Genomic DNA, 14,193 nt, shown 5'->3' on the forward strand with positions numbered 1-14,193 from the left:
CGGAGCGCTTGTCGGCCGGAAATCTATGCCACAGGAGTCGATAGCTGAATAGTCATACTGTTTGACTTTTTTCGCCGCCCGTCGATCCGCACTTCTATCTGGACAGCAACAAGGATCTGCCGCCGGGAACGGACCCCGTTCTGCACTACCTGCAATATGGCTCGCGCGAGCGGCGCAATCCCAGCCGCCCTGGCCGGTGCGTGCCGGCAATGAATACGGCACCCAGCGCATGATGGCGTGGCTGGAGCGGCGCGGCTTCGATGTCGTGCTGGTCTATTGCCCGCTGCCGGGCGAGGGGCCGGACGAGGCGCGGCTGCGCGAACTGATGGACTACTGCCTCGCTCTGGCGCAGCTGGACGGCGTGCCCGGGCGGGTGGACGGCGCGATCGAGCCCACCGGCCGCTGGGCGGAGACACTGCGCACCTTCTGCCCGGATGCGCTGGTGAAGGTGGCGCAGGCGCTCGACCGCGCGGTCGAGCCGGCCATGGTGATCGCCAACTATATCTGGACCAGCCGCAGCCTGCGCCATCTGCGCCCCGGCGTGCTGAAGGCGATCCAGACGCATGACGTCTTCTCCTCGCTCGGCGGCAAGGTGATCGAATTCGGCATCTCGCACGGCCTCGCCATGGCGCCGCAGGAAGAGGCCTTGATGCTGGAGCCGGCGGATCTCGTGCTCGCGGTGCAGCCCGAGGAGGCCGCGGAGCTGCGCCGCATTGTCAGCGGCCCCACGGTCCTGCATGTCGGCATCGACATGAATGTGGTGAGCGAGGCCCGCACGCCGGAGCGCCCGACGGTGCTGCTCATCGGCTCGGGCAACGCGATGAACGTGAAGGGCCTGCGCGATTTCCTGCGCTTTTCCTGGCCGCGCATCCGCGACGCGATTCCGGAGGCGGAGCTGCAGGTCGCCGGTTCGCTGGGCCGCGCCGTGCCGTTCGGCACGGAAGGAGTGCGGGCGCTGGGCTTCATCGACGACCTGACGCCGGTCTATGCGGGCGCACGCCTCGTCATCAACCCGGCGGTGGCGGGCACGGGCATCAAGATCAAGACGCTGGAGGCGATGGCCCATCTGCGCCCGCTCGTCACCTGGCCCTCGGGTGTCGATGGTGTGGCGCCAGAGCTGCGCGCTGTGCGATGTCGTCACCGACTGGCACGTCTTCACCGCGGCAGGCGGCGACGCTGCTGGAGTTGCACCGCCGCGCGGTATTCACCGCCGTCACCATGCTCGACACCATGGCCTGGGACATCCTCGCCCCCCGCACCGGACAGCTCGACGCCGTGTGGCACGCGCTGCCCCGGATGGTGGACGGGCTGGCGTTCAACTCGAATTACTCGCGCGAGCGCTTCGCCGCGCGCTTCGGGCTGCTGGGAACCGCGCACGCTGTGACGCTGCATAGCCTCGATCCGGTGGAGACGGCGCCGCCCAGCGATTCCGTCCCCGGCACGGACGAGCCCTATATCCTCGTCTTCGGCAATAGCTACGACCACAAGCTGGTGGACCCGACGCTGGCCACTTTGTCGGACGCCTTCCCCTATGCCAACATCGTCGCGCTCGGCGGCTCGGTCGCGCCGACCCCGCGGGTGCGGCTGATGAAGAGCGGCGCGATCCCGCCCGGCGCCGCCGCCCCGCGCTGGCGCGACTGCGCGCATCGGCTGGTCGATCTCATCCACGACATGGCCGCCGGCAGTGACGGCCAGGGATGGGTCCGTCGCGAGGCGGTGATCGAGGTCTGCGGCGGGTCGCGCGCATCATGAGCCTTCGCATCGCCGTCCTCATGGCCCGCCATGGCGCGGTCGACCATGCCAATGCGCTGGACGATCTGAACCAGTACTACGCTACGCAGATGCCCGGCGTCGAAAAGCGGCTGGTGGTGTGCGACAACACGCTGCCGCCCGGCCATGTCACTGAGCTGGCCCCCGACACCGTGCTGATCGGCGCGGCCGACACGGCGCGGGAATTCTCCTCGCTGGACGCCGGCATCGCTTTCCTCGGCGCGGGGCTGATGAACTACGACTATGTTCATCTCACCACCTCCGCCTTCCGCGAGCTCTACACCGCCTATATCGAGCGCATGTCAGCGGCGGTGCTGCACGCCGTGCGCGGCCGGGGCGTCGCCATCGGCCATATCGACCGCTATAACGAGCCGACCCGCCTGTTCGGCCGCAGCACGCAGAGCTGGCTGCGCTCGTCCTTCGTCTTCCTGCCGCCGACCGAGCTGCGCCTGCTGGGATCGCTGGTCTCGGTGACGCGGGCCTCGGACCTCTTCTCCGGCGACCCCGCCGCCCCGTTCCGCGCGGATGCGCCGCTGGACGCGAACCTGCGCGCCAACATCATCGGCTGGCTGACCGGGGCGGGAACCGGGCAGGGCGTGGAGTGGCACAGCCGCTTCGCGCTGACGCCGCAGACTCTGCCGACCTTCGAGGCGAAGACGCTGGCGATCCTCAACGAATTGTCGTTCAGCATCCGGCTGCGCGAGCAGGGGTGCCTGCCGGTGGACGCCACCTGGCTGGCCGGCGCCTTGTCGGGCGCGAGTCTGGGCGACGTGTTCGCCGGTGTCTTCCCGCCCTGGCAGGTGCAGCTGGCCGAGCGGCCGGTGGACGCGGTGCCGCTCGATCCGGGCTGGTAGCGTGCGGGGCGGCGCCCCCGGAGGCCGCACCCATCGATTCTGCCAATCCCCTCATGACGTCTTTTGATGAGCGCGGCCGGCGGGATGGGCTATGTTCCGCTCTTTCCCGCGCCATCGAAGGGCCGTCCATGTCCGCCTCCGCCGATCCGCTGTTTTCCGCTCCCTCGCTGCTCGATCACATCCGCCCGCAGGCGCTCGCGCTGCCGGAGAGCGGCATCGTCGAGGTGATGAATTACGGCCGGAAGAGCGAGGGGATCATCCCGCTCTGGGCGGGGGAGGGCGACCTGCCCACGCCCTCCTTCATCAGCGAGGCGGCCACCCGCTCGCTGGCGGCGGGCGAGACCTTCTACACCTGGCAGCGCGGCATCCCCGAACTGCGCGCCGCCATCGCCCGCTACATGACGCGTCTCCACGGCGTGCCGGAAGATCCCGAGCGCTATTACGTGACCGGCTCGGGCATGCAGGCGATCCAGATCGCGCTGGCGCTGACCCTGTCGGCCGGTGACGAGATTCTCATTCCCTCGCCGGTCTGGCCGAATGCGGCCGCCGCCGCCGAGGTCATCGGCGCCCGCCCGGTCTTCGTGCCGCTCTCCTTCGACGAGGCGCGCGGCTTCTGGCTCGACCTCGACCGGCTGGAGAGCGCGGTGACGCCGCGCAGCCGGGTGATCTTCATCAATTCGCCGGCGAACCCCACCGGCTTCGTCGCCTCGCGCGAGGCGCTGGCCGGCGTGCTCGACATCGCCCGCCGGCACGGGCTGTGGATCGTCGCCGACGAGATCTACGGGCGCTTCTTCTATGAGGCCGGCGAGGGCGGGCTGGCGCCGTCCTTCCATGATGTGATGGAGCCGGAGGACCGCATCCTGTTCGTGCAGACCTTCTCCAAGAACTGGGCGATGACCGGCTGGCGGCTTGGCTGGATCGAGGCGCATCCCTCGCTCGGGCCGGTGCTGGAAAACCTGATCCAGTATTCGACCTCGGGTGTCGCCGCCTTCATGCAGCGGGCCGGCGTCGCCGCGCTGGAGCGCGGGGAGAGCTTCGTCGCCCACCAGATCGAGCGGGCACGGCGCGGGCGCGACATCGTCGCCCGGGGCCTTGCCTCGTCCAACCGCGTGCGCTTCGCCACGCCGCCCGGCGCCTTCTACATGTTCTTCGGCGTGGAGGGGGAAACCGACATGCGCGCGCTCGCGCTCAAGCTGGTGGACGAGGCCAATATCGGGCTCGCCCCCGGAACCGCCTTCGGACCGGGCGGGGAGCGCTACATCCGCCTGTGCTTCGCGCGCGGCGAGGCGCAGATGCTGGAGGCGACCGACCGGCTCGTGCGCTGGTTGCAGAAATAGTCGCCTGCATCGTAATTGTCCGTATGGACAGCTTGCGGCACGAGGGCTGGCGGAGCACACTGAAATCATGCGTGATTTCAGTTCATCGCCAGACCTGCAGGAGCCTCCGACCGTATCCGAGGCGCAGCTCCTATCGGTGCTGGATACCGCCGCCGACGGTATCATCGTCATTGACGAACGTGCGCGCATCCTGATCTTCAACAAGGCCTGCGAGCAGATGTTCGGCATTGCCTCGGTCGAGGCGGTGGGCCAGAACGTCAAGATCGTGATGCCGGTCGAATATGCGCATGATCACGACAAGTATGTCGGCAGCTATATCCGCACCGGCGTCAAGAAGATCATCGGCATCGGCCGCGAGGTGCGTGGCCTCCACGCCGACGGCACGGTGTTTCCGCTGGAACTCTCGGTCGGCGAAGCCGCGACGCCGGACGGCCGCCAGTTCATCGGCATCCTGCGCGACCTGCGTCCTCGCAAGGAGAGCGAGCAGCGCCTCGCCGACCTGCAGAGCGAACTCGTGCATCTGGCGCGCGTGTCGGCGATCGACGAAATGGGCGCGGCCATCGCCCATGAGCTGAACCAGCCACTCACCGCCCTCATGCTCTATCTGCAGGCCATCCGGCGCGCCCATTCCCGGGGCATGGACATCAATGCCATGGTCGGCGACATCCTGGACAAGGCGGCGGCCGAGGCGGAGCGGGCCGGCCACATCATCCAGCGCATGCGCCAGTTCGTGGAGAAGCGCGAGCCGGTGCGCTCGGTGCGCGACATCGACCCGATGGTGGACGAGGCGATCGAATTGACCCTGCTCGGCCAGCGCCACCGCATCCGTGTCGAGCGGGAGTTTGCCGGCGACCTGCCGCCCGTCGCCGTCGATCCCGTGCAGATCCAGCAGATCGTGGTCAATCTGGTGCGCAACGCGATCGAGGCTGCGGCGCCCACCGGCGACCCGGCGATCCGCGTGCGCACGCGCCTGCGGGACGGCAATGTGGTGATCGAGGTCCACGATAACGGGCCGGGCATCGCCGCGCCGGCGCTGCCGAAGCTGTTCGAGGCCTTCGCGAGTTCAAAACGTCGCGGCATGGGCCTCGGGCTTGCGATTTCGCGGACGATCGCCCAGAACCACGGCGGCGATCTTCTGGTCGATCCGGGCGGTAACGGAAAGGGTGCGTGCTTCTCGCTCGTTCTGCCCGTTGCGCCGCCGCCGGTGCCGTCCGAGGTCGGGTGAGGGGGAGCCGCATGGCGCAGTTGGATGAAGTCTTCATCGTCGACGACGATGCCGCGGTCCGCGATGCGCTGTCGCTGGTGCTGAGCCTTGAGGGCTACCATGTCCGCGGCTTTTCCGACGGCGCGGCCTTCCTGGCGGTGGCGCGCCATCATGTGCCGGCCTGCATCGTGCTCGACGTGCACATGCCCGGCCGCTCCGGCCTCGACATCCTGAAGGAACTGGAGGCGGATCGTTATCCCGCGCCGATCTTCATCATTTCCGGCCAGGGCGACATCCCCATGGCGGTGGACGCCATCCGCCACGGCGCGCTCGATTTCATCGAAAAGCCGTTCAACGCCGAGACGGTGGTGGAGCGCGTGCGCGACGCGATTGCCGCGCACCAGCGGCGCTCCAGCGCCGAGCCCGGCGACCTCCTGACCGCGCATTTCCCCGGTCATGACCTGCTGACCCCGCGCGAGCGCGAGGTGCTGGTGCAGATCGCCTCCGGCGCCTCCAACAAGGAGGCCGGGCGCCTGCTCGGCATTTCGCCGCGCACCATCGAGGTGCACCGCGCCCGCATCATGGAAAAGCTGGGCGCCAAGAATGCCGCCGACCTCGTGCGAATCGTGCTCAAGGACATGCGCGCCTGACCGGCGGCAAACGGCAACCCCTTCTGGCTACGCATCCCTACGAATTGCTCACCGTGCCTCGCTTGACCAGTTTCGACTGAACAAGCGGGAGAACGCCGGTGCGGGTTCATGTGGTTGAGGATGATGCGGGGGTGAGCGATTCGCTCAGCCTCATCCTTGCAAATCTCGGTCACGACGTGATTTCCTATCCCGACGCGGAAAGCCTGTTCCGCTCCCCCCCGCCCGATGGCTCGGACACGGTGATTGTCGACCTCACCCTGCCGGGCATTCCCGGCGCGCAGGTGGTGCGCTGGCTGCTGAAGATGGCCGCCGTGCCGCGTGTCGTGGTCATCACCGGCCAGTCGCAGAGCGCCATCGATCACCAGCTGCGCGGGCTGACGCCCGCCGGCGTGGTGCGCAAACCGCTCACCGTCGAGGCGCTGGCGCGCGCTCTTCCCGCGAGCTGACCGCCGCGCATTTCCTTGCTGTCCGCATGGCGAAACGGGCGATCACCCGCCCCTTCGCGGAGCGTTTTCGGCCGGTCGATCCATGATCCGAGGCCTGTGCGGCGGCCATTGCAGCCGTGCCTTCCGGAAAGTCCCTTACGCAGCCCACCGAACTGTAGGGGCCCCCGTTGCTCTCTAAGCTTGAGCTACATCAAATCGCGGAGGGCGAGATGCGCCAGATGATCGAAGAACGCACGGGCAGCCATTCGCGCCATCCGACCCTGTGCGAGCCGCATATCGCTCACATGCGCTTCACCGCCCATGCCACCGTGCTGCACGAGGGCGATCCTGCCCGGCGCATCATGGAAGTGGTCGAGGGCGCCGTAATGCTCACCAAGCTGCTGCCCGACGGCCGCCGGCAGGTGGTGGAACTGCTCGGGCCCGGCGACGTGTTCGGCCTTGCCGCCTGCGACGTCTATGCCTGCTCGGCCGAGACCCTGACGGCCGCCATCATCACCACCCACGAGCGCGGCGCGTTGGACCGCGACCCGACGCTCGCCGCCCGCCTGCTGCGTCGCTTCGAGGCGCAGCTCTGCGCCATGCATTCCCATGCGCTGGTGCTGGGCCGCATGTCGGCGCTGGAACGCGTCGCCTTCTTCCTGCTGCGCCTGACGCCGGAGAGCGTGGTCGGCAGCACGCTGCATCTGTCGATGACCCGGCAGGAGATCGCCGATTTCCTTGGCCTGACGCTGGAAACCGTGAGCCGCGCCTTCTCCGAGCTCAAGCGTCGCGGCCTGGTCGCGCTGCTGCGGGCGGACGAGGTGAAGATCCACGATCACGGCGGCATGCGCCGCCTGGCCGGTGCCGCCTGACGCGCACCGCGCCCGGCACATCACGGACGTCCCTTCGCAGGCCTCCGGCGCTCCGACCTCTCGGCCGGACGCTTCTCCGTGCGGCGCTCTGGGCCGGGCGCTGCCGGCTCGGTCCGTCCTACACCGCCACCGAATGGCGCATCGTCCCGGCCTGCAGCCGGGCGTCCAGCGCGGCGGCGGCGAGGCGCACGAAGGGGCGGCCTTCCGGCGTCATGGTCACATGCCGGCCCTCGATGGCGATCAGCCCGTCCGCCACCAGCGTGGCGAGGCGGGGCGCCGCCTCGGCCAGGGTGGCGAGATCGAGATCGACGGCGAGGTCGCACATCAGCCGCTCGATCAGCGCGCCGCGCTGCACATCCTCGCTGGTGAAGGCGACGCCGCGCACGGTGGCGAAGCGTCCGGCATCGATCGCCCGGATATAGGACGCCGAATCCGGCGCGTTCTGCGTGAAGCCCTGCGGGAAGCGGCTGATGGCGGAGGCGCCGAGGCCGATGAGCGCATCGGCCTGGTCGACCGTGTAGCCCTGGAAATTGCGGCGCAGCCGGCCGGCGGCGGCGGCCTGCGCCATCGGGTCCTCGGGCCGGGCGAAATGGTCGAGGCCGATCGCCACATAGCCGCTGGCCAGCAGCGTGGCGCGCGCGGCTTCCGACTGGTCGAGCCGCTCGGCCGCGCCGGGCAGCGCGCTCTGGTCGATCAGCCGCTGGTTGCCCCGCACCCACGGCACATGCGCATAGCCGAACAGCGCGAGCCGCTCCGGCTTCAGCAGCGTCGCCATCTGCGCGGTGCGCCGCACGTCGCGTTCGCTCTGGTGCGGCAGGCCGTACATGAGGTCGAGATTGACGGCCGCGACACCGGCCTCGCGCACCAGTCGCACCGCGCGCTCCACCGTGCCGAAGGGCTGCACCCGGCCGATCGCGCTCTGCACATGCGCGCTGAAATCCTGCACGCCGAAGCTCACCCGGTCGACGCCGATCACCGCGAGCGCGTCGGCGATGCCCTCGTCGGTCTCGCGCGGGTCGAGTTCGATGGCGTGTTCGGCGAGGGCGGAGAGATCGAAGCTGCCGGCCATCCGTTCATACAGGCGCTTGAGCGCCTCCGGGCCGATCAGGCTGGGCGTGCCCCCGCCCCAGGCGATGTGGGTGACGGGACGCCGGCCGGCGCGCGCGGCGACCATGTCGATCTCGCGCTCCAGCCGCGCGACATAGGCGGCGACCGGCGCGGGCCGTCGCGTCGCCTTGGTGGTGCAGCCGCAATAGAAGCACAGCGACGGGCAGAACGGGACGTGGAGATAGAGCGACAGCGTCGCCCGCTCGTCCAGCGCGTTGAGCCAGGCGCCATGTCGTTCGACGCCGACCTCCGGCGTGAAATGCGGCGCGGTGGGGTAGGATGTGTAGCGCGGAACGGCGCGTTCCGCATGAAAAAGCGCTGAGCTGAGCATGCGGATAGTTTGACGCGGGGCGGCAATCGTCGCATTGATCCGCCGCAAATATACGTGTTGCACCGCATTCCGTGTGGCTCCCCTTTCGCCGGCCGCGTCCCGCCTCATGTTGCCTCTCTCGTCCCTCCCGCGTCGCCTGCCGCCCGTCCGGAGCCTCGGCTGGTGGCTCGCCTCGCTGGTACTGGCCTTTGCCGGCGGCGCGGCCTTCGCGTGGGCGGGCATGCCGGCGGGCTGGCTGTCGGGTGCGCTGGTGGTGACGGCGGTGGCCGCGCTCTGCGGCATGCCGGTGGGGGTCGAGAGCCATGTGCGCACCGCGACCTATGTCGTGCTCGGCACCTCGATGGGTTCGGCCATCACTCCGGAAACGCTGAACGGCATCACCAGCTGGCCCGGCACCATGGCGGTGCTGGCGGCATCGATCCCCGTCATGATGGGGGTGGTGATGCTCTACCTCGTCGGCGTCGCCGGCTGGGACCGGCGGAGCGCCTTCTTCGGCGCGGCGCCCGGCGCTCTGTCGACCATCCTCATCATGGCGGAAGGCTCGGGCGCGGATCTGCGCCGCGTCGTTTTCAGCCAGTCGCTGCGGCTGTTCGTTCTCGTCGCCCTGCTGCCGCTGGCGCTGGGCGGGCTCGGTCATCAGCCGGCGGGCACCCTGCCGGTCAATCCGGTCGTGCCGGATGTGGCGAGCTTCCTCATCTCGCTCGGGGTCGGCATTCTCGGCGCCTTCCTGGCCGAGCGCCTGCGCCTGCCGGGCGGCACCATGGTCGGCGCCATGCTGGCCAGCGGCGTCGTGCACGGCACCGGCCTGATCGAGGGCCGGCTGCCCGATGCCCTGCTGATTGCCGGCTTCGTCATTCTCGGCGCCAATACCGGCAGCCGGTTCGCCGGCACGCGGCTGGAGACGCTCAGGCGCTTCCTCGTCGATTCGCTGGTCGGCCTGTCGCTGGCGACGGCGGTGACGGTGGTGTTCGCCTCGATCGCCTGCTGGCTGTCGGGCGAGCCGCTGGCGAAGCTGCTCGTCGCCTATTCGCCGGGCGCGCTGGAGGCCATGATCATCATGGCCTTCGTGCTCGGCATCGATCCGGCCTTCGTCGCCGCGCACCATCTGGCGCGGTTTCTCCTGCTGTCGCTGCTCATCCCGGTCATCGCGCGCCTCATCTTCGGCTCCGTCGCCACGCCCTTGCAGGCGCAGGAGAAGGACAATGACACGAGCGAGAGGAAGGACTGAGCCAGATGGGGAGGGAAAGAGCGGAGGGGGCGGCGCGGCGGCCCCCGCCGGCTATTCCGCCGCTTCCGCCTGGGCCACGAAGGGCAGGCCGAGCCGGGTCCACACATCGGTGAGCGCGTCGGCGAGCCGGGCGATCAGCGCGTCGTCGTGGAACGGGCCGGGGGTGATGCGCAGCCGCTCCGTGCCGCGTGGCACGGTGGGGTAGTTGATCGGCTGGATATAGATGCCGTGATCGGCCAGCAGCATGTCGCTCGCCGCCTTGCAGGCTTCGGCATCGCCCACCATGATCGGCACGATATGCGTCTGCGTCACGATCTGCGGCAGGCCGGCGAGATCCAGCGCGCGCTTGACCTTGGCGACCTGCGCCTGCTGGCGGGCGCGCTCCAGCCCCGACTCCTTGAGGTGGCGCACCGAGGTCGCGGCGGCGGCGGCCACGGCCGGCGGCAGCGCGGTGGTGAAGATGAAGCCGGGCGCATAGGAGCGGACGGCATCGATGACCGCGCGCTTGGCGGCGATATAGCCGCCGACCACGCCGAACGCCTTGCCGAGCGTGCCCTCGATCACATCGATCCGGTGCATGACGCCGTCGCGCTCGGCGACGCCGCCGCCGCGCGGGCCATACATGCCGACCGCGTGGACCTCGTCCAGATAGGTCATGGCGCCGTATTTCCGGGCCAGATCGCAGATCGCACCGATCGGCGCGACGTCGCCATCCATCGAATAGACGCTCTCGAACACGATCAGCTTGGGCCGTGCCCCGGCCGCCTGCAGCAGTTCTTCCAGATGGGCGAGGTCGTTGTGGCGGAACACCTGCTTGTCGCGTCCCGCCTGACGCACGCCCTCGATCATCGAATTGTGGTTGAGCGCGTCCGACAGGATCAGGCACTCGGGGATCAGCTTGGCCAGCGTGGCGATGCCGGTCTGGTTCGACACATAGCCTGACGTGAAGACCAGCGCCGCGTCCTTGCCGTGCAGGTCGGCCAGTTCGGCTTCCAGCTCGACGATGGCGTGGCTGTTGCCGGAAATGTTGCGCGTGCCGCCCGCGCCGGCACCGGCCTCGCGCGCGGTGGCACACATGGCTTCCACCACGCTCTCATGGCAGCCCATGCCGAGATAGTCGTTGGAGCACCAGATGACGATGTCGCGCTCGCCCTGCGGCGAGTGCCAGACCGCGTGCGGGAAACGGCGGGTGTCCCGCTCGATTTCGGCAAAGGTCCGGTAGCGCTGCTCGTGCTTCAGCGCATCGACGGCCTGCTGGAAGAAGCTCACATAATCCATCGGCATCCACTCCGGCCCGCAGGAGGGGGAGCGGGCTCGTTGTCGGGCACCATGAACTTTGGAGGGGTTCCGATCAACCCGCGAAAGCACGGACGCGGCGATCGGGCGCGCCTATCGGAAAAGCCGCCCGCTCACGTCTCCGCGAGGGCGCGCACCTGCGCCAGCGTCATCAGCACGGCGGCGCGGCCATCGAAATAGACGAAGCGCAGCTGCCGCCGGCGCGAGGCCATGGCGCCCGGCAGCGGATCGTAGCGGAAGCTGCCGCCGCCAAGATGGGGCATGACCGAGCCGACATCGGTCGCCTCGCTTGTCTCCACCCGCAGGAGGCTGACGCGCACGCCCTCCGTCGTCACGGCATCGAACGGCACGCGGGCGAGGCGCAGGAAGCTGGTCGGATCGCTGGCGGTATGGAAGCTCTCGACAAAGGCGGCCTCGACCAGGTCGAGATCGGGCTCGCCCACGGGATGCTCGTGCGCCTCGGCCGGCTCGGGCCGATGCGGGGTCTGCCACTGCGCGCTCTTGCGCGGGCCATGGCCGTGATTGTGGCCCGGATGATCGTGCGCGTGGTCATGGTGATGATGGCCATGCGCATGGGAATGGCCGCCCGACCCATGGTCGTGGTGGTCGTGGTCGCGGTGCATCGATAACTCCCTGTCTTTTCCTCTCCCCACTGGGGAGAGGTGGCCCGCGAAGCGGGTCGGTGAGGGGCCCTGCGATTGCGGAGCGTTGAAGGCCTCACCCGGACCCTCTCCGTCCAAGTCGGATGTTTCCGACGTTGACCACGCCCGGGGGCCGAACGCGGCAACAGCCGGGTTCGGCGGGGAGAGGGGGCTTCGTCGTGCCTTCAGAAACTCACCGGCTTGTCGATCATGTGCTTGTGGCTGCCCAGCTTGCCATGCGCCACCATGGAGCCAAGCGCCTCCACCACCACGCGGGTGCCGAACAGGGCGGTGATGTCGGACGTGTCATAGGGCGGGGACACTTCCACCACTTCCAGGCCGCACAGCCCTTCGGCGGCGACGAGACCGAGGATCTTGAGCGCCTCGCGCGGCAGGAAGCCGCCCGGCTCGGGCCAGCCGGTACCCGGCACGAAGCCGCAGTCGATCGAATCGACGTCGAACGAGATATAGACCGCGTCGGCATCCTTCCACGCCAGTTCCAGCGCGATCTCGGCGGTCTTCTCCAGCCCGATCTTCTCGATATCGTCGATGGTCAGCACATTGGTGCCGCGCTTGCGCGCTTCCTGCACGCCATAGCGCGGAACCTGCCAGCCGCCGATGCCGAGCTGCACGAGGTTCTTCGGCGAGACATTCGGCAGGTTGGTCGCCCAGTACCAGGGCGTGGTGTGCATGCGCTCGTCGAGATCCTTTTCCTGGATGTCGATATGGCGGTCGAAATGAATGATGCCGATGCGCTTGGAGGTGCATTCGGCGATGCCGCGCACGCAGGGAAAGCCGATCGAATGATCGCCGCCCAGCATCACGGGGAGCGCGCCGGAGGAGAAGACGTGGCTGACGCCCTTGGAGATCTGGTCGAAGCTCTTCTCGAGGTTTGCGGGAATGGTGAACACGTCGCCGGCGTCGCACAGCGTCATCTGCTCGCGCAGGTCGATGCCAAGCTCGTAATTATAGGGCGTGTAGAGCGCGGAGATGCGCCGGATGCCCTGCGGCCCGAAGCGGGTGCCGGGGCGATAGGTGGTGCCGCTGTCGAACGGGATGCCCATGACGGCGGCGTCATATTTGCCGACATCGCGCACGTTCTCGACATAGGGCGCCTTGAGGAAGGTGTTGATGCCGGCGAAATGCGGCAGCTCGCCGCGCGCGAAGGTGGGGATCGACTTGTCGTTGATCGAATCGGCGCCGGGCAGGCCCATGTCGAGCGCCCATTGCTGCTCCTTGCGCCAGCCGTGTTCGGAAAGGCCTTCCTCGGCTTCCAGGGCTTTCCAGCCCTGCATGTCCTTGACGTTGAAATTCGGGTGGTGGCGGCGCCGGCGCTGGCGATCCGGCGCGGGGCCGGCGACACGGGTGGAGCGGATCGGGGTCGGACGCATCAGGTCACTCTCCTCGCTGGTCACAATCTGCGACGGACGTTCGGGGGAGGACCCTGCGCGACAAAACGGGGCCTCTTCCGCGAACGCGTCGCGCCAGCCTCCCGGGCTTTTATCCCGCCGTGCACCCGGCGAATGTCTCGCCACCGGGCTGTCCCTCTCGGTCCAGGCACGCCGAACACGGCGTCGGAACCCTAGGGACAGCGGCAGGATAGACGCCGCCCGGTCCGGGCGGAAGCCCGGATTCGCGGCAGATCGGCACCCGTGCGCCGAAAGTTTCGGCGCCGCCGGCGCTCTTACTTGGTGCCGAAGATGCGGTCGCCGGCATCGCCGATGCCGGGAACGATATAGCCATGGTCGTTGAGATGGCTGTCCACGGCCGCCGTGTAGACGGTGACGTCGGGATGGGCATCATGCAGCGTCTTGAGGCCCTCCGGCGCGGCGATCAGGCAGACGAACTTGATCGACTGGCAGCCCGCCGCCTTCACTTCCGACACCGCGGCGGCCGCCGAATTGCCGGTCGCCAGCATCGGGTCGAGCACGATGGCGGTGCGCTCGGAAATGTCGCGCGGCAGCTTGAGATAATATTCCACCGCCTGCAGCGAGACCGGATCGCGATACAGCCCGACATGGCCGACGCGCGCCGCCGGCAGGATCTCCAGCATGCCCTCCAGAATGCCGCCGCCCGCCCGCAGCACGGAAACCAGGCACAGCTTCTTGCCCGCCAGCACCGGTGCCTGCATCGTCGTGAGCGGGGTTTCGATTTCGATCAGCTCGGTCGGCATGTCGCGCGTCACCTCATAGGCGAGCAGCATGCTGATCTCCCGCAGCAGCAGCCGGAACTCGTTGGCGGGCGTGCGCGAGCGGCGCATCAGCGTGAGCTTGTGCTGGATCAGCGGGTGCCCCACCACGACGGTGGTGGGTGGCAGCTCGGCGGGCGTATCGGTGAGGGGCGCGTTCATGAGGGGCGAACTCTGTTGACCGTGGGGCTCGGAAGACGGCGCGCGGCGCGGGAAGAGGCGGGCGTCGCGGCCGGGCGTGCCGGTGCTCGTGTGCCGCCAGCTTCCCACAACCGCGCGGAAGGCGGGAG

The 14,193-nt window shown here is 68.7% G+C and carries 14 protein-coding genes and 1 riboswitch; of the genes, 9 read left to right on the forward strand and 5 right to left on the reverse strand.

Translation table 11 applies throughout. The annotated features are described in order from the left end of the window. Nucleotides 1-229: 229 nt before the first annotated feature. The 8 genes from FHS55_RS00335 (at nucleotide 230) to FHS55_RS00370 (ending at nucleotide 7,112) form a co-directional block, all read left to right on the forward strand. Complete coding sequence (locus tag FHS55_RS00335) at nucleotides 230-1,384, forward strand: glycosyltransferase (RefSeq protein ID WP_183187701.1); 1,155 nt, start codon at nucleotides 230-232, stop codon at nucleotides 1,382-1,384. Continuing rightward, a complete protein-coding gene (locus FHS55_RS00340; RefSeq protein ID WP_183187702.1) occupies nucleotides 1,381-1,752 on the forward strand; it encodes a hypothetical protein in 372 nt (123 codons plus the stop codon). Before FHS55_RS00335 ends, FHS55_RS00340 begins: the two co-directional genes overlap by 4 nt. Continuing rightward, nucleotides 1,749-2,624, forward strand: coding sequence for a hypothetical protein (locus FHS55_RS00345; RefSeq protein ID WP_183187703.1), 876 nt, complete (start codon nucleotides 1,749-1,751; stop codon nucleotides 2,622-2,624). Before FHS55_RS00340 ends, FHS55_RS00345 begins: the two co-directional genes overlap by 4 nt. Nucleotides 2,625-2,752: 128 nt before the next feature. Further along, on the forward strand, nucleotides 2,753-3,961 hold the full coding sequence (locus FHS55_RS00350; RefSeq protein WP_183187704.1) for a pyridoxal phosphate-dependent aminotransferase: 1,209 nt from the start codon (nucleotides 2,753-2,755) through the stop codon (nucleotides 3,959-3,961). A 67-nt stretch (nucleotides 3,962-4,028) separates the two neighbouring features. Then, a complete protein-coding gene (locus FHS55_RS00355) occupies nucleotides 4,029-5,186 on the forward strand; it encodes a two-component system sensor histidine kinase NtrB (RefSeq protein WP_183187705.1) in 1,158 nt (385 codons plus the stop codon). 11 nt (nucleotides 5,187-5,197) lie between these two features. After that, the gene (locus tag FHS55_RS00360; RefSeq protein ID WP_183187706.1) at nucleotides 5,198-5,815 is read left to right on the forward strand and encodes a response regulator transcription factor; all 618 of its coding nucleotides are present in this window, start codon (nucleotides 5,198-5,200) and stop codon (nucleotides 5,813-5,815) included. Between the two features lie 110 nt (nucleotides 5,816-5,925). After that, entirely contained in the window at nucleotides 5,926-6,261 is a 336-nt protein-coding gene (locus FHS55_RS00365) for a response regulator (protein WP_183188565.1), read from the forward strand. Nucleotides 6,262-6,470: 209 nt separating this feature from the next. Beyond that, complete coding sequence (locus FHS55_RS00370; RefSeq protein WP_183187707.1) at nucleotides 6,471-7,112, forward strand: Crp/Fnr family transcriptional regulator; 642 nt, start codon at nucleotides 6,471-6,473, stop codon at nucleotides 7,110-7,112. Nucleotides 7,113-7,230: 118 nt separating this feature from the next. On the opposite strand, the gene hemN is transcribed toward FHS55_RS00370, so the two are convergent. Beyond that, nucleotides 7,231-8,550 carry an oxygen-independent coproporphyrinogen III oxidase gene (gene hemN, locus FHS55_RS00375; protein ID WP_183187708.1) on the reverse strand — a complete coding sequence of 440 codons (1,320 nt, stop codon included), beginning with the start codon at nucleotides 8,548-8,550 and terminating at the stop codon, nucleotides 7,231-7,233. Between the two features lie 106 nt (nucleotides 8,551-8,656). On the opposite strand from hemN, the gene FHS55_RS00380 reads away from it, so the two are divergent. Continuing rightward, complete coding sequence (locus FHS55_RS00380; protein WP_183187709.1) at nucleotides 8,657-9,778, forward strand: AbrB family transcriptional regulator; 1,122 nt, start codon at nucleotides 8,657-8,659, stop codon at nucleotides 9,776-9,778. Nucleotides 9,779-9,829: 51 nt separating this feature from the next. Here the strand turns inward: FHS55_RS00380 and hemA are convergent, their stop codons facing one another. The 4 genes from hemA to upp form a co-directional block, all read right to left on the reverse strand. After that, a complete protein-coding gene (hemA, locus tag FHS55_RS00385) occupies nucleotides 9,830-11,056 on the reverse strand; it encodes a 5-aminolevulinate synthase (RefSeq protein ID WP_183187710.1) in 1,227 nt (408 codons plus the stop codon). Nucleotides 11,057-11,187: 131 nt separating this feature from the next. Next, on the reverse strand, nucleotides 11,188-11,697 hold the full coding sequence (locus FHS55_RS00390) for a hypothetical protein (protein ID WP_183187711.1): 510 nt from the start codon (nucleotides 11,695-11,697) through the stop codon (nucleotides 11,188-11,190). Between the two features lie 203 nt (nucleotides 11,698-11,900). Continuing rightward, nucleotides 11,901-13,106: an agmatinase family protein gene (locus FHS55_RS00395; RefSeq protein ID WP_183187712.1), complete on the reverse strand. Its 1,206-nt coding sequence runs from the start codon at nucleotides 13,104-13,106 to the stop codon at nucleotides 11,901-11,903. Nucleotides 13,107-13,202: 96 nt separating this feature from the next. Then, nucleotides 13,203-13,312: riboswitch (guanidine-I (ykkC/yxkD leader) on the reverse strand. Nucleotides 13,313-13,399: 87 nt separating this feature from the next. Then, entirely contained in the window at nucleotides 13,400-14,065 is a 666-nt protein-coding gene (gene upp, locus FHS55_RS00400) for a uracil phosphoribosyltransferase (protein ID WP_183187713.1), read from the reverse strand. Nucleotides 14,066-14,193 lie beyond the last annotated feature (128 nt).

The sequence above is a fragment of the Ancylobacter tetraedralis genome (assembly GCF_014195655.1).
Taxonomy (GTDB): Bacteria; Pseudomonadota; Alphaproteobacteria; order Rhizobiales; family Xanthobacteraceae; genus Ancylobacter; species Ancylobacter tetraedralis.